The sequence below is a fragment of the Rhodocyclaceae bacterium genome (genome assembly GCA_020248265.1).
Classification (GTDB): domain Bacteria; phylum Pseudomonadota; class Gammaproteobacteria; order Burkholderiales; family CAIKXV01; genus CAIKXV01.
On sequence record JADCHX010000008.1, the window covers coordinates 75,282 to 93,834 of the forward strand.

Here is an 18,553-nt window from a genome sequence, read left to right on the forward strand (position 1 = left end):
ATTTGGGGTGGATTGCATTTTGCATGCAATCGGGATAGCTTCTGGATCATGGATACCGTTCCCCTCCCTGTCGAGCGCCGCCTGCTGCACGTGGCCGGCATCGATCGGCTGCGCGACATGATCATCCAGGGTGAACTCGCGCCCGGCATGAAGCTGAACGAGCGGGTGCTGGCCGAGCGGCTGGGCATTTCGCGCACGCCCCTGCGCGAGGCGATCAAGTTCCTCGCATCGGAGGGACTGGTCGAACTGCAGCCGAACCGGGGTGCGTTCGTAGCGCTGATCGATGCGCCGCGCGTGCGCGAGGTCTTCCTGGTGCTGGGCGCTCTCGAGGCGCTGGCCGGGGAACTGGTCTGCGCGCAGGCCACCGATGCGCAGGTCGCGGAGATCCGTGCGCTGCACTACCAGATGGCGTTGCACCAGATTCGTGGCGACCTCGCGGCCTACTTCCGCTGCAACCAGGACATCCATGCGCGGCTGGTCGAATTCACCGGCAACGCGACCCTCGTGCAGTCCTGGCGTGCGCTGAACGCGAAGGTGCAGCGGGTGCGCTACATGGCGAACCTGTCCGGCGAACGCTGGCGGCAGGCCGTACGCGAACACGAAACGATGCTCGACGCCCTGGGCGCACGCGATGGCGCGCGCCTGGGCTCGATCCTGCGCGACCACCTCGCGCACAAGCTGGTGATGGTGCTCGATGCGCTCGACGCCCAGCAGGTCAAACCGGAGGCTGGCTGATGGATGCTGATACCGGCGGCAACGCCGATGCAATGGAACCGCTGACGATCGAGGTGGTCTCGGACGTCGTCTGCCCGTGGTGCTACATCGGCAAGCGCCGCCTGGAAGCGGCACTCGAGCTGTATGCCAGGGCCCGGCCCGACGCACCGGCACCGAACGTCAGCTTCCATCCGTTCCAGCTGAACCCGGACCTGCCGCCCGAGGGCATGCCGCGGGCAGACTATGTCGCACGCAAATGGGGCGGCCGTTCCAGCGCGGATGTCTACGCCCGCGTGTCCGGCGTCGGCAGGAGCGTCGGCATCGACTTCGAATTCGACCGTATCCTGCGCCAGCCGAACACGAAGGCCGCGCATGCGCTGATCGCGCTTGCCGGCGAGCTTGGCGTCCAGCCCGGGGTCAAGGAGGCGATGATGCGCGCCTACTTCATCGACGGCCGCGACCTCACCGACACCGGCACGCTGGTGGCGGTCGCCGAAGGTGCCGGCCTCGATCCGACGCGTGCCCGCGCACACCTGGCCGACCCCGAAGCGCTGCGCGCGATCGACGGCGCCGACCGGCAGGCCCGGAGCATGGGCGTCGAAGGCGTGCCCTTCTTCATCTTCAACCGGCGCTATGCGGTATCGGGCGCCCAGGAAGCGCAGACCCTGGTCGACGCGATGATCGCCAGCACGAAGCCCGACGACACCGAGCCGGCACGGCCGGCCTGAACACGGACACGACACTCGAATGAACGCGCCTGCACGACCTGGGGAATTCACCGTCCACTTCCACCCGCGCCGCGGCGACGGCGCACTCGCCGACCTGCTGCGGCGCGAGATCGAAGGCGAGGTGCTGTTCGACCGCTTCTCGCGCGGCCGCTACTCGACCGATGCGTCGATCTACCAGGTCGACCCGGTCGGCGTGGTGATCCCCAGGAACGAGCGCGATGCCGAGACTGCCTTCCGCATCGCGCTCGACCAGGGCATCCCTGTGATGCCGCGCGGCGGCGGCACCTCGCAGTGCGGCCAGACCGTCGGCGCGGCACTGGTGATCGACCTGTCGCGCCACGTGAACCAGGTGCTCGAGTTCGACAAGGAGGCGCGCACGGTGTGGGTGCAGCCGGGCATCGTGCTCGACCACCTGAACGCATGGCTCAAGCCGCACGGCCTCTGGTATCCGGTCGACGTGTCGACCAGCGCGCAGGCGACCATCGGCGGCATGACCGGCAACAACAGCTGCGGTTCGCGCTCGATCCACTACGGCAACATGGTCGACAACGTGCTCGCAGTCGAGGCGATCACCGCAGCCGGCGATGCATTCATGTTCGACGAATCCGCGCCGTCGCATCCGGTCTACCGTGGGCTGGTCGACCGGGTGCAGGGAATCGTAAAGCGCGAGCTGGAAGAGATCGCGTTCCGCTATCCGGACGTGATCCGCAACGTCGCCGGCTACAACCTGAACCGGCTGGTACAGCCCGGCTTCAACATGGCGCACCTGCTGGTCGGGTCCGAGGGCACGCTGGCCTACTCGCGCCGGATAAAGCTGAAGCTCTCCCCGCTGCCGGTGCACAAGGCGCTCGGCGTCTGCCACTTCCCGACCTTCCGGCAGGCGATGGACGCAGCCCAGCACATCGTCAAGCTCGGCCCGGTCGCGGTCGAGGCGGTCGACCGGACGATGATCGCGCTCGCGCGCTCCAACCCTGCCTTCCTTCCGATCGTCGAGCGCTGCGTGAAGGGCGACCCGGACGCGATCCTGCTGGTCGAGTTCGCCGGCGACGGTTCGCCCGAGAACCAGGCCGAGAACCTGCGCCGGCTGAAGCAGCTGGGCGAACTGATGGCCGACCAGCTCGGCCTGCCGGGCGGCGTGGTCGAGATCACCGACGCGAAGCTGCAGAAGGAACTGTGGGACGTACGCAAGGCGGGCCTGAACATCATGATGTCGATGAAGGGCGACGGCAAGCCGGTGTCGTTCATCGAGGATTGCGCGGTGCCGCTCGAACACCTGGCCGACTACACCTCGCGCCTCACCGAGGTGTTCCACCGCAACGGCACCACCGGCACCTGGTATGCACATGCATCGGTGGGCTGCCTGCATGTGCGGCCGATCCTCGACATGCGGCGCGAGGGTGCGGTGCAGATGCGCGCGATCGCCGATGAGGCGATGGCGCTGGTGCGCGAATACAAGGGCGCCTACTCCGGAGAGCATGGCGACGGGCTTGTACGCTCGGAGTGGATAGAACCGTTCTACGGTTCGAAGCTCACCCGCGCGTTCGAGGAAGTGAAGGACCTGTTCGATCCGCGCGGGCTGCTCAATCCCGGCAAGATCGTGCGGCCGCCGAAGCAGGACGACCGCACGCTGTACCGCTTCAAGCCCGGTTATGCGGCCGACCCGATCGACACCGCCCTCGACTGGAGCGACGCGACCGAAGACGCGACCGCGCCCGGCGCACGCAGCGCCGGCTTCTCGAAGGCCATCGAGGCATGCAACAACAACGGGCATTGCCGCAAGTTCGACGCGGGCACGATGTGCCCATCGTATCGCGCGACCGGCGACGAGCAGCACCTGACCCGCGGCCGCGCGAACACGCTGCGCCTGGCGATCTCCGGCCAGCTCGGTCCCGACGCGTTCACCTCGGAAGAGATGTACCGCACGATGGAGCTTTGCGTGTCGTGCAAGGGCTGCAAGCGCGAGTGCCCGACCGGCGTCGACATGGCGAAGATGAAGGTCGAGTTCCTCGGCCACTACAAGAAGAAGCACGGCCTGACCCTGCGCGACCGGCTCGTGGCCTTCCTGCCGCGCTATGCGCCGCTCGCCTCGCGTTTCTCCGCGCTGATGAACCTGCGCAACGCGCTGCCCGGTGCGGCCACCCTGTCGGAGAAATTCACCGGCCTGAGCGCGAGGCGCTCGCTGCCGACCTGGCATCGCCGGCCCTTCCATGATCGCGAGGCCGCAGCCGACGGCTCGGCCGCGACCGCTGCGCCGCAACCAGGACGCGAGGTCGTGCTGCTGGTCGATACGTTCAACCGCTACTTCGAACCGGAGAACGCCCGTGCGGCGATTGCGGTGCTGCGGGCGGCCGGCTACACGGTGCACACGGCGAAGGCTGCCGACAGTGACCGGCCGCTGTGCTGCGGCCGCACCTTCCTGTCGGCCGGCCTGGTCGACGAGGCAAAGGCCGAGGCACGGCGGTCGCTCGATGCGCTGAAGCCGTATGTCGAGCGCGGCGTGCCGGTGGTCGGCCTCGAGCCATCGTGCCTGCTGGGACTGCGCGACGAGTGGCAGTCGATGCTGCCCAAGGCCGAGGCAGCACCGGTGGGGGCTGCTGCCCTGCTGTTCGAGGAGTTCCTCGCGCGCGAACTGTCGGCCGGCCGCCTGCAACTGCCGCTGAAGGCGATCGAGCAGACGAAGGCGATGCTGCATGGCCACTGCCACCAGAAGGCATTCGACGCCATGCCGGCGGTCGAGCAGGTGCTGAAGCTGGTGCCGGGCCTGTCGGTGGAGACGATCGAGGCGACCTGCTGCGGCATGGCCGGCAGTTTCGGCTACGAGGCCGAGCACTACGAGACGTCGATGAAGATCGGCGAACTGTCGGTGCTGCCGAAGATGCGTGCGGCTGCCGGCGATGCACTGCTCGTCGCCGACGGCACCAGCTGCCGGCATCAGATCCGTGACGGTGCGCAGCGCGGGGCGGTGCATGTGGCACGCGTGCTGGAGCGGGCACTGGCAACGGGGGGCGGCCGCTGACCGCGCCAGCGGCCGGGCCTGCGCCCGGCGAGGCCATCGGCTCGACGCTGCCGGTCACCCATCGCCAGGTCTGGGCGATGGCCGGCCCGATCATCCTCGCGAACCTCTCGGTGCCGCTGCTCGGCGCCGTGGACACTGCGGTGGTCGGGCACCTGGATGAAGTGCACTACATCGGCGCGGTCGCCATCGGCGCGATGCTGTTCAACTTCATCTACCACCTGTTCAATTGCCTGCGCATGGGTACCACCGGCCCGACCGCGCAGGCCCGCGGCGCGGGCGACCATGCGGAGGTGCGCATGATGCTGGCGCGGGCCCTGCTGCTGGCGATGGCCGCCGGCTGCGCGATGGTCGCGCTGCAGGGGCCGATCGCCGCGCTCGCCTTCCACGCCATCGAGGCCAGTGCGCAGGTCGAGCAGTACGCGCGTCAGTACTTCCTGATCCGTGTCTGGGCGCTGCCGGCGGTGCTGTGCACCTACGCGATCATTGGCTGGATGTACGGACTGCGCAACGTGCGTGCGCCGCTGGTGATCCAGCTGTTCACCAACGCGGTCAACGTGTCGCTCGACCTCGTGCTGGTGTTCGGCTTCGGCATGGGCGTGGCGGGAGTGGCGGTCGCGTCCGTTATCGCCGAGTACGCCGGCCTGGCGCTCGGCGTTTTCTACGTGCGGCTTACCCTGCGCGGGCTGCCGGCCGGCGGCGCCGCCAGCCCGCTGCTCGACCGGGCGCGCCTGCGCCGCATGGTGGCCATCAACGGCGACATCGTGCTGCGCACGCTGTGCATCGTCTCGGTGGGCGCGATCTTCATGGCGAAGAGCGCCGAGCTCGGGGACCTGACGCTCGCCGCAAACCAGGTGCTCTACCTGTTCCTGGTGTTCACGTCGTTCGGCCTCGACGGCTTCGCGCACACGGCCGAGACCATCCTCGGCGAGGCGGTCGGCCGGCGCGACGCCGCCGGTTTCCGACATGGCCGCCGCCTGGTGTTCCTGTGGGCCGGCGCAGTCGCGTTGGTCAACACGCTGGTCTATGCGCTGCTCGGCACCGCGATCATTGCGCTGATGACCAGCCTGCCAGAGGTGCGGGCTGCGGCAGCCGACTACCTCTGGTGGCCTGTACTGATCCCCCTGGTGTCGGTGTGGGCCTTCATGTACGACGGCGTCTACCTGGCCGCGACACGTACCCGGATCATGCGCAACACGGTGATCGTGGCGTTCGTCGGCTACCTGGCCGTACTGCAGCTGGCGTTGCCGCTGTTCGGAAACGCGGGACTGTGGGCGGCGGTCGCGACATTCCTGGGAGTGCGCGGGCTGTTGCTGCATCTGTACCTGCCGCGCGTGTCCAGGTGCATCGGATAGCGCGCGGGTCGCACGGACCGGATTCCGCCGGCCTGCCGTGGCTGGAGGCGATCAGCGGACAGGTCGCGGCCAGCCGTTGTGCACTGGCAGGCCGTGTGGGGCCGCGTGGGGACGCGCAGGGGGCGAGTCGTTGACGCAGCCCCCCCGCCAGCTTACGCTGGCTGACAGTCCGCGACATTCGCAAGGAGCACCACCTTGGACAGCATGGTTCCGTTCGAAGCACCAGTCGTCGATGAGTTGACGATACGCGTGCTGGTCGACTCACGCTATGAACGATTCCTTCCGAAGGCCATGCACCCGATGGTCGGCATCGAGCACCTCGGACGCATCCCGGGCCGTGAGCTGTCGACCTTCGCGGCCGAGTGGGGGCTGTCGCTGCACCTGTCCTCGTCGATCGCCGGCGCGAAGGCCCAGTACGTGCTCGACTTCGGCTACACGCCCGAGATCCTGAACCGCAACTTCGACCTGCTCGACATCGACCCGGCGAAGATCAACGGGCTGATCCTCAGCCACGGCCACCGCGACCACTTCGGCGGGCTCGACGGCTTCGTGCACCAGCACCGCAGCCGGATGCGCGACGACCTCGCGCTGTTCGTCGGTGGAGACACCGTATTCCGCGAGAAGTGGATCACCGAGAAGCGCGGCGAAGATCCGATCTCGTGGGGCGCGATCGACCAGGTGTCGCTGCGCGCGCACCGCGTCGATACCGTCTGCTGCCCGAAGCCGCTCGCGCTGGACGGGCCGTTCACCTCCGGTTACATCGAGCGCAACTCGTTCGAGCAGGTCACCGGCGGCACGCTGGTGCAGGACGACCACTACACGGAAGCCGAGCGCGGCGGCAAGCTGGTGCGCGACCAGCACGAGGACGAGCATGCGACCTGCTACATCGTGAAGGGGCGCGGGCTGGTCGTCATCTCTTCCTGCGGGCACACCGGCATCATCAACACCGTGCGCAGCGCGATGGCCGCGGCGAACGTCGACCGGGTGCATGCGGTTGTCGGCGGCTTCCACCTCGGCATGGCACCGCTGCCCTACCTGCAGTCCACGCTGCAGGAGATGGAGGCGATCAATCCCGACGTGATCGTGCCGATGCACTGCACTGGCACGGCGTTCATCGAGATGCTGCGCGAGCGGATGCCCGAGAAACTGGTGCATTCGAACGTCGGCAGCCGGTTCACCTTCGGCGCCTGACCGGGAGCGGGGTCGAGTGCAGTAGCGGCGATGATCGACGATGTCCTGGGATCATTGCTGGGACGCACGTCGACGCCGGAACAGGAGGCGTACCTGCAGCAGGCGGGTTGGTCGTTCCGAGGAGCGGGCTCCACATTGACCGCTGACGCAAGCGTCCGGATACTGTCGGTGCAGCATTTGGAAGGCGCCCTGCGGAGGCACGATGCGAACTTCGATGCGGTTGCGAATGACCGGTGCGGTGCTGCTGGCGCTGTCGGCTACCGTCTGCGTCGCGCAGGTAGAGCCCGTGCGAGCGCTGCGCGTCGTGGTGCCCTATCCTCCGGGCGGTTCGTCGGACATCCAGGCGCGGCTGGTCGCACAGGGGCTGGGCGAGCGGCTGGGCCAGCCGGTGATCGTCGACAACCGGCCAGGCGCGAGTGCCGTGATCGGTACCGACTACGTCGCGCGCCAGCCCGCCGATGGCACGACCCTGCTGCTGGCCGCACCGCCGTTCGTGATCACGCCGTACACCGAGCAGAAGCTGCCTTACGACGTGAAGAAGGATTTCGTACCGGTATCGCTGCTGTCGCGCGCCCCGATGCTGGTGGCGGTGCCGCGCGATTCCCCGGCGAAGGCCTTCGGCGATCTGGTCTCGATGGCGCGCGCGCAGCCGGGCCGGCTGGCCTACGGCTCGGTGGGCGCGGGCGGGCTGGGCCACATGGCGACCGAACTGCTGGCCCAGCAGCTGAAGCTCGACCTGGTGCATGTGCCGTACAAGGGTTCCGCGCCGGCGCTCACCGACCTCGCCGGCGGACGCCTTGCGATGATGCTGACTACCCAGCTCGACATGGCGGCCCAGCTGTCCGCCGGGTCCGTCCGTGTCGTGGCCATCGGATCGCCGCAGCGCTCGCGCCTGCTGCCAGAGGTCCCGACCGTATCGGAGGCAGGCTTCGGCGCGGTCGACCTCGGCAACTGGTTCAGCGGCCTGTCGATGCGCGCCGGTACTCGACCCGAATGGACGGTCCGCCTGTCGGCGGAGATCGCCGCGGTCCTGCAGCGGCCCGACGTGCGGGAGCGGCTCGACGCGCAGAACGTGGAAACGGTGGGATCGACCCCGGCGCAGTACGGGGCGTTCCTGGACGCCGAGCACGCCCGCTGGGCAGCGGTCGCGGCCGCCATCCGGGCGCCGAGGTAGGCGAAGTCATCCAGCGCAACACACGGAGGAGATCATGGCAGTCCACCTGAATGTCGAAGATGTGGTGCCCGAGGCGGTCGCCCCGGGCGTGCAGCGCCGGGTGCTGCTCCACCCGCGTACCGTGCCGGGCATACGCTTCGAGCTGGGCTGCCTGGCGCTGGACCCCGGCACGACGATGCCGGTGTCGGTCGGCGCTGCCGACCTCGAGTGGCTGCAGGTGCTGTCGGGTTCGCTGGTGCTCGACGGCAGCGGGCAGGCGCAGGTGCTTTCCGATGCGCACGTCGTCTTCCTGCCGCCGGGCTTCGATGGATCGATCCGCGCCGAAGCCGGGGCGTCCATCCTCTGGGCGCGCGTGCCCGATGCCGCCGGGCTCGACCCGGCGTTCACCTCGCGGCCGCCAGGCTTTCGCATCGTCAACTGGAAAGACGAACCGCTGCTCGAGTCGCAGCACGATGCGCGCAAGCGCATCTACCTTGCGACGCCGGCGCTGTTCGGCACCGAGGCGATCAAGGGCGAGATGATCCTGTACCCGCCCGGGACCGAAGCGCCGAAGCACTACCATCTCGGTGCGGCGCACTTCATGTACTTCCTCGAGGGCGGCGGTATGGCCTTCGCCGGAGACCGTGCGCTGAAGGTGCGTGCCGGCGACGTGGTCTACTATGACGATCAGGAGGTGCATTCGCTGCGCAGCGGGGACACCTCGGGCATGACCTTCGCCGAGTTCTTCGTGCCGGCCGGTGCGCGCACGGTGTGGGTGCATCCCGAGAAGGCCTGCACCTGGCTGCCCACCGGAAAGAACATCCAGGGCGGGAAGCCTGCGCGCGAGATCCGTGCGCACAGCTTCGCGCGGGTCGAAACCACCACGGACGTCTGACGCATGCCGATCGAGCTGGTCCTCACCACCCGCATCCCGTCGCCGGCGATGGAGATGCTGGAGGCGGAATACACCTGCCACCGCCTGTACGAAGCCACGGACCCCACGGACCGTGCCGCCTTTCTGGCGCGCGTGGCGCCGACGGTGCGCGGCATCGCCACCTTCGCCCATGGCGGCGTCGACGCCGGGCTGATCGCGGCCCTTCCGAAGGCCGAGATCATCTCGCACTACGGCGACGGCACCGAGAAGATCGACCTGGTCGCGGCGAAGGCGCGCGGTGTCGTGGTGGCGAACGTGGTCGGCATCGTCGAGGCATGCGTGGCCGACACCGCGATGGCGCTGATGCTCAACGTGATGCGCCGCTACCTGTATGCAGACCACTTCGTCCGCTCGGGGCTGTGGACCGCGCCCGGCACCTTCCCGCCGGCGACCTCGCTGGGCGGCAAGACGGTCGGCATCCTCGGCCTCGGCGGCATCGGCATCGAGGTCGCGAAGCGTGCAGGTGCCTTCGGCATGCATGTGCGCTACCACAACCGGAAGCCGAAGCCGGGTGTCGACTACCCGTACGATCCGGACCTGCTCACGCTGGCCCGCAACGCCGACGTGCTGGTACTCGGGGTGCCGGGCGGCCCGCAGACCGAGCGCCTGGTCGACGCCGAGGTGCTCGATGCGCTCGGGCCCGGCGGCTACCTGGTGAACGTCGCACGCGGGTCGGTGGTGGACGAGCCGGTGCTGATCCAGTACCTGCAGGACAGGAAGATCGCAGGGGCCGGCCTGGACACCTTCGACAACGAGCCGCGCATCGACCGCAGGCTGCTCGAACTCGACAACGTCGTGCTGTCGCCGCACGTCGGCACCTATACCGTCGAGACCCGGCGGGCGATGGCCGAACGGCAGCTCGAGAACCTGCGCCGGCATTTCGCCGGGCAGCCGGTCGTGAACAGGGTCGTCTAGCGATGCAGCGCCCGCGGAGCGCCTCGAACGGCCAGTGCGGACAGGCAAGGCTCGCCGTGGTGGCCCTCGCGTGCGTGTCGGCTTCGCTGGCATCCGTCGTCCACGCCCAGCCCGATGCCGCCTGGCCGTCGCGTCCGCTGCGCATGGTGGTCGGCGCAGGCGCGGGCGGCAACGTCGACCTCACCGCGCGCATCGTCGGCCGCCGGGTGTCGGAGAGCCTCGGCCAGCCAGTGGTCATCGACAACCGGGTCGGCGCGGGCGGGGCGATCGCCTTCAACCTCGTGCGCCAGTCCGCGCCTGACGGCTACACGCTGCTGATGGCGCCGACCGGCTTCACCACCGGCGTGGCGCTCAACCCGAACGCCGGGTACGACCCGGTGAAGGACTTCACCGCCATCTCCACGGTCAGCTTCTTCGCCTATGCGCTGGCGGTGGGGACGCAGAGTCCGCATGCCACGCTGGCAGACCTGCTTGCAGCGGCGCGGGCGAAGCCGGGCACGCTCGGCTACGGGACCGGCGGCGTCGGTTCGGGCCAGCATCTGGTGGCTGAACTGCTGTCGGCGATGGCCGGGGTCAGGCTGCTGCATGTGCCCTACAAGGGCGGCATGGCACCGGTGAGCGACCTGGTCGGCGGGCAGATCCCGATGGTGGTGGAGATCGAGTCCGTCCTGGTGCCGCAGGTCAGGGCGGGCAAGGTCCGGGTGCTGGCGACGACCGGTCCCGCACGCACGCCGCTGCTGCCCGAGGTGCCCACGGTCGCCGAGTCCGGCGTGCGCGACTTCGTCGTGCAGGGATGGCTGGGCGTCCTCGGGCCGCGCGGCATCGCACCGGCGAGGCTGGTGCGCCTGAACGCCGTCGTGCGCGAGGCGGTCGCCGACCCGGCGACGGTGGCTGCGATCGAGAAGGGCGGCGCGGTCGCACGCGCCGGCAGTGCCGAGGCCTTTGCCGCGCTGGTGCAGGCGGATACGCAGCGCTGGGCCCGCGTGGTCCGCGATGCGAACATACAGGTGCAGTAGCGGCCCGGCCGTGCTGCGCGATCGACCAAGCGAACGAAGGAGACACCGATGAAGCGCGAGACCATCCTCCCCTGGGAGATGCACAAGGAACACCGAACGCCCTACGTGCCGGCGATCAAGATCGAGGGCGGCTCGCTGCTGTTCATGTCCGGCATGGGTCCGCACAAGCCCGACCACAAGCATCCGCACGTACCCGAGGAGTGGGTGCTGCCCGACGATGCCGGTGCGCAGGCGCGCATGGTGCTCGAGAAGATGAAGCGCATGGTCGAGGCGGCGGGCGGCGAGTTCCGCAACATCGTGAAGATCACCCGCTACCTGAAGAACATCGACGACCAGGACAAGGTCAACGAACTCATCCACGAGTACTTCGGCGACGACCTGCCGTGCAGCACGACGGTGCAGGTGTCGGGCTTCGTCGTGCCGACGATGCTGCTGGAGATCGACGGCTGGGCGGTGATCCCGGACAGGAAGCCCTGACCCTGAGGCAGGGCGTCCTGCCTCAGCCGCCGCAGATCGCCGGCAGCACCTCGCCGATCGACCCGGCGATCACCGCGTCGGCGATGTCGTCGAACGGGGTCGGCTGGGCGTTCACGATCACCAGCTTCGCGTCGAACTGCTTCGCGACCGGCACCACGCCCGACACCGGGTAGACCTGCAGCGTCGAGCCGACCGCCAGCATCAGGTCGCATTCCTGGGCGCATCGCATCGCGCGCTCCATCACCCCGGGCTTGAGCGACTGGCCGAACGAAATCGTGTCGCTCTTCAGGATGCCGCCGCATTCGGTGCAGGGTGGGTCTTCCTCGCCAGCGCGCAGCCGTTCGGCGACCTCGGCCATCGGGCCGCGCCAGTTGCACTGCAGGCAGGCCACGAACAGCACGGTGCCGTGTACCTCGATCACCTTGCCTGGCGAGTTACCCGCCTTCTGGTGCAGGCCGTCGATGTTCTGCGTGATCAGCGCATGCAGTTTGCTGCGGGCCTCGAGCGCAGCCAGCGCCTGGTGGCCGCGGTTCGGCGTGGCGAGCCACGCCGGATGCGCGAGACGGTTCTGCCACGCCAGCCGGCGTACTTCCGGGTCCGCGACGTAGTAGCGGATATCGGACAGCTTCTCTGCCTTGGGATTGGTGGTCCACACGCCCTGTGGACCGCGGAAGTCCGGGATACCGGATTCGGTCGAGATGCCGGCGCCGGTGAGCACCGTCACTTTCGACGCGGCATCGATCCACGCGCGTACCTGCGCGAGGGATACGGCACTGCCGGCCCGCGATGGCGCCGGCATGCTCAGCGCACCCGGACCACGATCTTGCCGACCATCGCGCTCGACTCCATGCAGTCGCGCGCGGCCGGGATCTCGTCGAAGCCGAACTCGCGGTCGATCACCGGGTCGAAGGCACCGGCGGCGATCGCCGGCATCACGTCGCGCGCGAAGCCGGCCGCTGCCGCCGCCTTCTCTTCCCGGGTCAGCTTCGCGTTCGAGATGCCGAAGATCTCCAGCCGGCCGGCATGCACCGCGCCGAGGTCGATCTCGGCGCTGAGCGCGCCGTCGACATAGCCGACCACGGCGATCCGGCCCTTGCGTGCCGCCGCACGCACGCACTCGGCAAACTGCGTGCCGCCGACCAGGTTGACCGCGAGGTCGGCGCCATGGCCGCCGGTGGCTTCCATCACCTTCGCCGCGAAGTCGGCGCCGCGGGTGTTGATCGCGACATCGAGGCCGAGCGCCTTGATCCGTTCCAGCTTGGCGGCCGAGCCCGAAGTGCCGATCGACTTCGCGCCGAGCAGCTTCGCCATTTGCACGCAGGCCACGCCCGCGCCGGACGATACACCGGTGATCAGCAGCCATTCGCCCTTCGCCAGCCGTCCGTACGGCGGGTAGAGCATCTCGTAGGCGGTGATGTACGAGATCGGGATCGCTGCCGCCTGCTGCCAGCTCAGGCGCGACGGCATCGGCATCACCTGCGCGGCGTCGAGGGTCGCGTAGTCGGCGAAGCCGCCGCGCGAACGGCCGAACACCTTGTCCCCAGGCTTGCAGTTCGTGACGCCGGCACCGATGGCATGCACGATGCCGGCCGCCTCGTTGCCGCCGATCTTCTCCGGCCCGCCGTGCACCGCGCCGCCGACCACCAGTTCGCCGCGGTTCAGTGCCGAGGCATGCACCTCGATGATGACCTCGCCCGGCTTCGGTTGCGGCACGGGCACTTCGCGGTATTCGATGACCGCCTTGTGGTCACGGGTGACGATCCAGCAGGACTTCATGCGAGCTTTCCCTTGAGCGACGGCATGATGCGCAGCGCGTTGCCGCGGTCGATGGCCATGCGCTGCGCAGCGGTGAACGGATAGGCGGCGAGCCCCTTGTTCACTTCGTCGCCGAGGCGATACGGGAAGTCGGTGCCGTACAGATACTGCGAGACCGGCGCGATCCTGCCGAGCGCATCGAGCGCTCCGGGATGGTTGCCCTGGGCCATGTCGTAGTAGAACTTCGCGAGCTCGTGCATCACGCCATTGGGCAGCACCCGCTTCGCGTCCTTCATCGTCTGCTCCTGGTACTGGAAGCGCGACCGCAGGAAGGGCGCGGTGCCGCCGCTGTGCGACCAGATCCACTTGATGTTCGGGAAGCGCGCGGCCGCACCGCTGAACATCAGGCTGGCCATCGTGCGCGTGGTGTCGGTGGCGTACTCGATAGCCGAGTCGGGAAGTCCGGGCACGACATTGCGGCAGCAGTCGGCGGTCAGCGGATGGGTGTAGACGACCGCGCCGCGCCGGTCGAGTTCTTCCAGCACCGGCGTGAACGAGGCATGCCCCAGGTAGCGGCCGTTGTAGCTGGTCATCAGGCAGAAGCCCTCGGCCTTGAGTACGTCGAGGCAGTAGGCGATCTCCTTCAGCGAACCTTCCGGGTCGGGCAGCGGCAGCGTGGCGAAGGTGCCGAAGCGGCCAGGGTAGTCGATCGCGAGTTTCGCCGCGTACTCGTTGCTCTCGCGGGCGAGCCTGCGGCCGAGCGCGACATCGCCGAACCAGACGGCCGGTTGTACCAGCGAGGTCAGCGACAGCGCGATACCGCTGCGGTCCATGTCCTCGATCGACATCGCGGGCGACCACTTGACCGGGCGCGGCCCGCCGCGCTTGACCAGGTCTTCGGCATACGCCGGCGGCACCATGTGATGGTGTACGTCGATGCGGTGCGGTGCGGCGGCAGTGCCGGTGCCAGCAGTCGTTTCGCAGCCGGCGAGCAGCCCGGCCGTACCCAGCGCGGACAACGTTCCCAGGCCGCCGAGCAGCCGCCTGCGCCGTGCGTCGGGTGAAGGTTCGGTGATCGTGCGTTCCATGTTTCCTCCTGGTTAAGTCGACGTCGTCGTCGAACGTAGGTGTTCAGCGCGCGGGTGGCAGGCCTTCCAGTGTCTCGGCCAGCAGCAGCAGCGCGGCGGCGGCGAACGCCTGCATGTTGCGCAGACGGTCGGTGCTGCCGGTCTCGAGGGTGCGCGAGCGTTCGCCGATCGTGCCGGTCGACGGGCCGAGGCCCGGCCCGGCGACCGCGATGCAGGCATGGCCGGCGGCGTCGCCATACTTGTTGCCGGTGGGGCCGGCCGCGCCGGTCTCGCCCAGGCCCCAGTCGGTCTCGAAGTGGGTGCGCAGGGTCTGCGCCTCGAAACAAGCATAGGCTTCGGTCGATGCGCGCATCGTGGCCAGCCGATCGAGGTCGACCGCCTTCAGCGACAGCAGTGCGTTGCGGGTATAGATCACCAGCCCGCCGCGGCAGTAGGCCGATGCCCCGGGCACGGCCAGCAGTGCTGCGGTGATGAGCCCGCCGGCCGCCGATTCGCCGACGGCGATCGTCTGGCCGCGGGCCTTCAGTTGCACCGCCACCCGGCCGGCGTGCTGCATCAGGGGTTCGATCATGTTCAGTCCGTGTCGGCGGGGATATCCGCCAGGTGGTTGCCGCTGCGCGGTCGTACCTGCAGCAGCGCGCCCGGCCGCAGCCCGAGCTGGACGCCCGTGCGCGCATGCCCGGCCTGCAGCACGATGTTCAGGTGGTTCGGGAAGTGGCACTCGTCGAAGCCGGCCACCGTGCCGACCTCGCGGCCGTCGACGGCAATGGCGTCGCCGCGAACCAGTACGCCAGCGCTTTCGAACGCCACGAAGCCGAGGAACCGGCAGCGCTGCACCGTGGCACCGGGTGCCGCAGTGGCTTCGTCGGTGACGATCAGTTCGTGCACGTCACCGCGGCGGATGCAGCGGGTCGGCGCGGCGATCAGCGAGAAGCCGCGGTCGTCGCGCGACAGTTCCATCACGCCGACGAAACGGCCGCCGAACGCGGTGCGCAGGATGGCCGGCACGCCCATCTCGCCGGTGGCGAACGGGTCGCGCGATGCGCTGGGCGTGTCTCGATGCACTGGCATCCTGGATCGGGCCGTGGAACCCGAAGTGTACGGCCTGCGCTGCGCTTGGTACATTCCGTTCCGGCATCGGGTACGGTCCCGATGCACACACACACGACATGAGGTCCGGCGCGATCGCGCCACGGATCCACTGGCATACAGCTTCCGGACAGTCCAGTCCGAGGAGCAAGGAGGAGTGAATGCCCAACCCGTTTTCGCGTACCGCCATGCTTGCAGTGTCGGCCCTGGCCCTGTCCGGACTGTCCATCGCGCAGTCGGTATCGGCGCAGGCGTTTCCGTCGCGGCCGATGCGCTGGATCGTCGCCGTCCCGCCCGGCAGCACCAACGACCTGATCTCGCGCCTGGTCGCGCAACGCCTCGCCGAGTCGGTCGGGCAGCCGGTGCTGGTGGACAACCGGCCAGGGGGGGCCTTCGTGATCGCGAGCGACATCATCGCGCGCTCCGCGCCCGACGGCCACACGGTCGGCACCCTGCTGACCCCGCATGTGGTGAACCCGTTCGTGATGAAGGACCTGCCCTACGACACCCTGCGTGATTTCACCCCGGTGTCGAACATGGTGATCGTGCCGGGCGTACTGACGGTGCATCCGTCGGTGCCGGCTTCGACCCTCAAGGAATTCATCGCGTACGCGAAGTCGCGCCCCGGCGCGCTCAACTACGGCGTGCCCGGGCAGCTCACCTCCGGCCACCTGTCGGTCGAGATGCTGAAGGTGATGGCGGGCATCGACATGGCCTACATCCCGTACAAGGGCGGTGCCCCGGCGATCGCCGACCTGATTGCCGGGCAGATCCAGCTGCTGATCAGCGGCCCGCCCGGCGTGCTCCAGCACATCAAGACCGGACGGCTGAAGGCGATCGCGACCACGGCCGCCAAGCGCTCGCCCGGGATGCCCGACACCCCGACCTTCGCCGAATCCGGCCTGCCGAAGTACGACACCTACGAGTGGTACGGCGTTTTCGCACCAGCGAAGATCCCCAGGGAAGCACTCGACCGGCTCGGCCGCGAGATCGCCCGCATCGTGAAGTCGCCGGAGCTTTCCGAACGGCTCAGTGCCCAGGGCGCGATTCCGGTCGGTGACACGCCTGCGGAGTTCGACGCATTCATCCGGCGTGAAATGCAGGTCTGGGGAAAGATCGCCAGGCAGGTCGGGTTGAAACCTACCTGAGATAGTGGCTGCGGCGGCGCCGGGTTCAGGGCGCCGAAGCCACCCGGCGCATCACGATATCCACGCGGCTGTCGCCGGCGTCGCGCAGCACCGGATGGACGGTGTCCGAGGTGAACCACGGACGGCCTTCCACCAGGATCCGAGTGCGCACCGAGTAGCGTGCGCGCGGGTCGAGCTTCGCCGGGTCGTAGGCAATCGAGAACGACACCGGTACCTGGACCGAGGCCACCCGGGTCCGGCCGAGGACGACCGCCGGCGCATCGGCCTTCGAGATGTCTTCGATGACCGCTTCGAACACGGCATCGGGCGGCAGGGCCATGCGTTCCCGGTAGGTAGCCGTGCCGGTCACGCTGGCTGCGGTGGTCGGCCTGGCGCCGGAGACGGCCGTCGGGGCGGACGCGGGTGCTGCGGGTACCGCAGGCGCTGCGCAGCCTGCGACCGCCAAGGCCAGCAGGGCGGCCAGTGCGGCGGCGGCGCTGGCGGGGGCGCCGCGGCACCGGTCGGTGCGCGCGTTGCGGGGGACAGGCATGGCCATGGTCATCTTCCTTCGGTCGGGGTTGTCCGTTCAGTCGGCGCAGATGCCATCGAAGAACGTCGACAGGTCGTCGATGGCTTCCAGCCCGGCGACCCGTTCGCGCAGCATCCGCGTGCGCGCCGGGTCGAGCGGCTGCACGCCGCGCGCGAAGCATTCGTCGAACTTCGCATCGATGGCCGCAGGTCCCAGTGGCGCCTCGGCGCTGCCCGGGACATGGTCGACCCTGCGCTCGAGCAGGCCGTGGCGATGGCTCGCCACGCGCAGCACGACCGGTGCCCGCGTGCCGGTGAACGACGGCTCCGGCCGCACGCTCACCCTGGCGGCGAAGCTCCGCAGTGCCGGGTCCAACGCGGCTTGCGGTTCGATCTCGGCCAGCCCGAGGCGCCCGCGCAGCACCGCGCAGGCGATCGAATAGCGGATGCTGAACTGGGCGCTCACCTGCGGATCGTCGCCCGGTTCGTAGGGTGCGCCGACCAGCTGTGCGATGTACGGGCTGGCGGCGACCTCGACCGATGCGATGTCGTCCGCCGTCAGCCCGTACTGCGTGACCAGTTCCAGCATGCCGGCGATCGCCGTGTGGTTGCAGCTGCAGCTCGGATAGCCCTTGATCGACACCGCGTCGCTGTCGAAGCGCTCGCCCAGCCCATCCAGCATGCGCTGCGGATCGCCGGGCTGGTAGAGCGCATGGAAGCCGAGCCTGCCCTCGAAGATCTCTGCTGGCGCGGTGATGCCGCGAGCGGCGAGCCGGGCAGCCAGGATGCCGGCGCGCGCGGGGAAGGCCGACAGCAGCCGTTTCGCGAGCGCAGGCTCGAGGTTCGCCTGCTGGGTACCGCCCGCCTGCTGGAACGCGAGTCCGAGGGCATGCCGCGTCGTGGTGGCGTCCAGCCCCATCAGCCGCGAGGCAGCTGCGGCGGCGCCCAGCACGGTGACCACGGAGGTATAGGCGAAGCCACGATGCGGCAGCGCGAACGATCCGGCGATCCGGCACACCAGGTCGTTGCCGGCGACCAGGGCGCACAGGAAGTCACGCCCCGGCGCGCGCAGCCATTCGGCCATCGCCAGCGCCACCGGAAGGATCACGATGTTGGTGTGGACCGGTGCGTCGCGCCCGAAGCTGTCGTAGTCGAGCGCGGCTGCCGTCCCGCCATTGATGAAGGCGGCCTCCGCCGCCGGCAGCTTTCCACCGAACGCCCAGCAGGTCGCCTGCGCCGCGCCGCCATCGGCGGCGAACAGCCCGTGTACCTCGCGGCAGCCCGGCGCATCCGAGCCGGCCCAGGCCACCGCCAGCGTGTCCAGCATGATCAGTTTCGCATGGTCGACGATCCTGGCCGGCAGGTGGTCGTACTGCAGCCCGGCGACATGTCCGGCGATGCGTGCGGATAGCGTTTCCGATGGACTCATGGCGTGGAAGAAGCTGTCTTGGCCGGGCAATGATGCACTTC

18 protein-coding genes are annotated in these 18,553 nt (G+C 69.0%); 11 read left to right on the forward strand and 7 right to left on the reverse strand.

The annotated features are described in order from the left end of the window. Positions 1-48: 48 nt before the first annotated feature. The 10 genes from ING98_08845 to ING98_08890 all read left to right on the forward strand — a co-directional run bounded on the left by ING98_08845 (position 49) and on the right by ING98_08890 (position 11,496). Entirely contained in the window at positions 49-735 is a 687-nt protein-coding gene (locus ING98_08845; GenBank protein MCA3101967.1) for a GntR family transcriptional regulator, read from the forward strand. Beyond that, the gene (locus ING98_08850) at positions 735-1,442 is read left to right on the forward strand and encodes a DsbA family oxidoreductase (GenBank protein MCA3101968.1); all 708 of its coding nucleotides are present in this window, start codon (positions 735-737) and stop codon (positions 1,440-1,442) included. The genes ING98_08845 and ING98_08850 overlap by 1 nt, the downstream gene beginning before the upstream one ends. 19 nt (positions 1,443-1,461) lie before the next feature. Then, complete coding sequence (locus ING98_08855; GenBank protein ID MCA3101969.1) at positions 1,462-4,458, forward strand: FAD-binding protein; 2,997 nt, start codon at positions 1,462-1,464, stop codon at positions 4,456-4,458. Positions 4,459-4,535: 77 nt separating this feature from the next. Then, positions 4,536-5,810: an MATE family efflux transporter gene (locus ING98_08860; GenBank protein MCA3101970.1), complete on the forward strand. Its 1,275-nt coding sequence runs from the start codon at positions 4,536-4,538 to the stop codon at positions 5,808-5,810. A gap of 195 nt (positions 5,811-6,005) precedes the next feature. Next, positions 6,006-7,001 carry an MBL fold metallo-hydrolase gene (locus tag ING98_08865; GenBank protein MCA3101971.1) on the forward strand — a complete coding sequence of 332 codons (996 nt, stop codon included), beginning with the start codon at positions 6,006-6,008 and terminating at the stop codon, positions 6,999-7,001. 202 nt (positions 7,002-7,203) lie between these two features. Then, positions 7,204-8,175, forward strand: coding sequence for a tripartite tricarboxylate transporter substrate binding protein (locus ING98_08870; GenBank protein ID MCA3101972.1), 972 nt, complete (start codon positions 7,204-7,206; stop codon positions 8,173-8,175). Positions 8,176-8,209: 34 nt separating this feature from the next. Further along, positions 8,210-9,049, forward strand: coding sequence for a cupin domain-containing protein (locus tag ING98_08875; GenBank protein ID MCA3101973.1), 840 nt, complete (start codon positions 8,210-8,212; stop codon positions 9,047-9,049). Between the two features lie 3 nt (positions 9,050-9,052). After that, complete coding sequence (locus ING98_08880) at positions 9,053-10,003, forward strand: 2-hydroxyacid dehydrogenase (GenBank protein ID MCA3101974.1); 951 nt, start codon at positions 9,053-9,055, stop codon at positions 10,001-10,003. 2 nt (positions 10,004-10,005) lie between these two features. Further along, the gene (locus ING98_08885) at positions 10,006-11,019 is read left to right on the forward strand and encodes a tripartite tricarboxylate transporter substrate binding protein (protein ID MCA3101975.1); all 1,014 of its coding nucleotides are present in this window, start codon (positions 10,006-10,008) and stop codon (positions 11,017-11,019) included. A 48-nt stretch (positions 11,020-11,067) separates the two neighbouring features. Beyond that, on the forward strand, positions 11,068-11,496 hold the full coding sequence (locus ING98_08890) for a RidA family protein (protein MCA3101976.1): 429 nt from the start codon (positions 11,068-11,070) through the stop codon (positions 11,494-11,496). A gap of 22 nt (positions 11,497-11,518) precedes the next feature. On the opposite strand, the gene ING98_08895 is transcribed toward ING98_08890, so the two are convergent. From ING98_08895 to ING98_08915, 5 genes are read right to left on the reverse strand one after another with little or no spacing between them, the layout of a single operon-like run. Further along, positions 11,519-12,295, reverse strand: coding sequence for a Sir2 family NAD-dependent protein deacetylase (locus ING98_08895; GenBank protein ID MCA3101977.1), 777 nt, complete (start codon positions 12,293-12,295; stop codon positions 11,519-11,521). 2 nt (positions 12,296-12,297) lie between these two features. Next, the gene (locus tag ING98_08900; GenBank protein ID MCA3101978.1) at positions 12,298-13,272 is read right to left on the reverse strand and encodes a zinc-binding dehydrogenase; all 975 of its coding nucleotides are present in this window, start codon (positions 13,270-13,272) and stop codon (positions 12,298-12,300) included. Beyond that, positions 13,269-14,339, reverse strand: coding sequence for an amidohydrolase (locus ING98_08905; GenBank protein MCA3101979.1), 1,071 nt, complete (start codon positions 14,337-14,339; stop codon positions 13,269-13,271). The genes ING98_08900 and ING98_08905 overlap by 4 nt, the downstream gene beginning before the upstream one ends. A gap of 43 nt (positions 14,340-14,382) precedes the next feature. Continuing rightward, the gene (locus ING98_08910) at positions 14,383-14,907 is read right to left on the reverse strand and encodes a CinA family protein (GenBank protein MCA3101980.1); all 525 of its coding nucleotides are present in this window, start codon (positions 14,905-14,907) and stop codon (positions 14,383-14,385) included. Positions 14,908-14,912: 5 nt separating this feature from the next. Beyond that, positions 14,913-15,410: a hypothetical protein gene (locus ING98_08915; GenBank protein MCA3101981.1), complete on the reverse strand. Its 498-nt coding sequence runs from the start codon at positions 15,408-15,410 to the stop codon at positions 14,913-14,915. Positions 15,411-15,589: 179 nt separating this feature from the next. On the opposite strand from ING98_08915, the gene ING98_08920 reads away from it, so the two are divergent. Further along, positions 15,590-16,576, forward strand: a complete 987-nt coding sequence (locus ING98_08920; protein MCA3101982.1) for a tripartite tricarboxylate transporter substrate binding protein — start codon at positions 15,590-15,592, stop codon at positions 16,574-16,576. A gap of 25 nt (positions 16,577-16,601) precedes the next feature. Here the strand turns inward: ING98_08920 and ING98_08925 are convergent, their stop codons facing one another. Both ING98_08925 and ING98_08930 read right to left on the reverse strand, forming a co-directional pair. Beyond that, the gene (locus ING98_08925; GenBank protein MCA3101983.1) at positions 16,602-17,111 is read right to left on the reverse strand and encodes a YbaY family lipoprotein; all 510 of its coding nucleotides are present in this window, start codon (positions 17,109-17,111) and stop codon (positions 16,602-16,604) included. A gap of 30 nt (positions 17,112-17,141) precedes the next feature. After that, positions 17,142-18,512, reverse strand: coding sequence for an MmgE/PrpD family protein (locus ING98_08930; protein MCA3101984.1), 1,371 nt, complete (start codon positions 18,510-18,512; stop codon positions 17,142-17,144). Between the last annotated feature and the right edge of the window lie 41 nt (positions 18,513-18,553).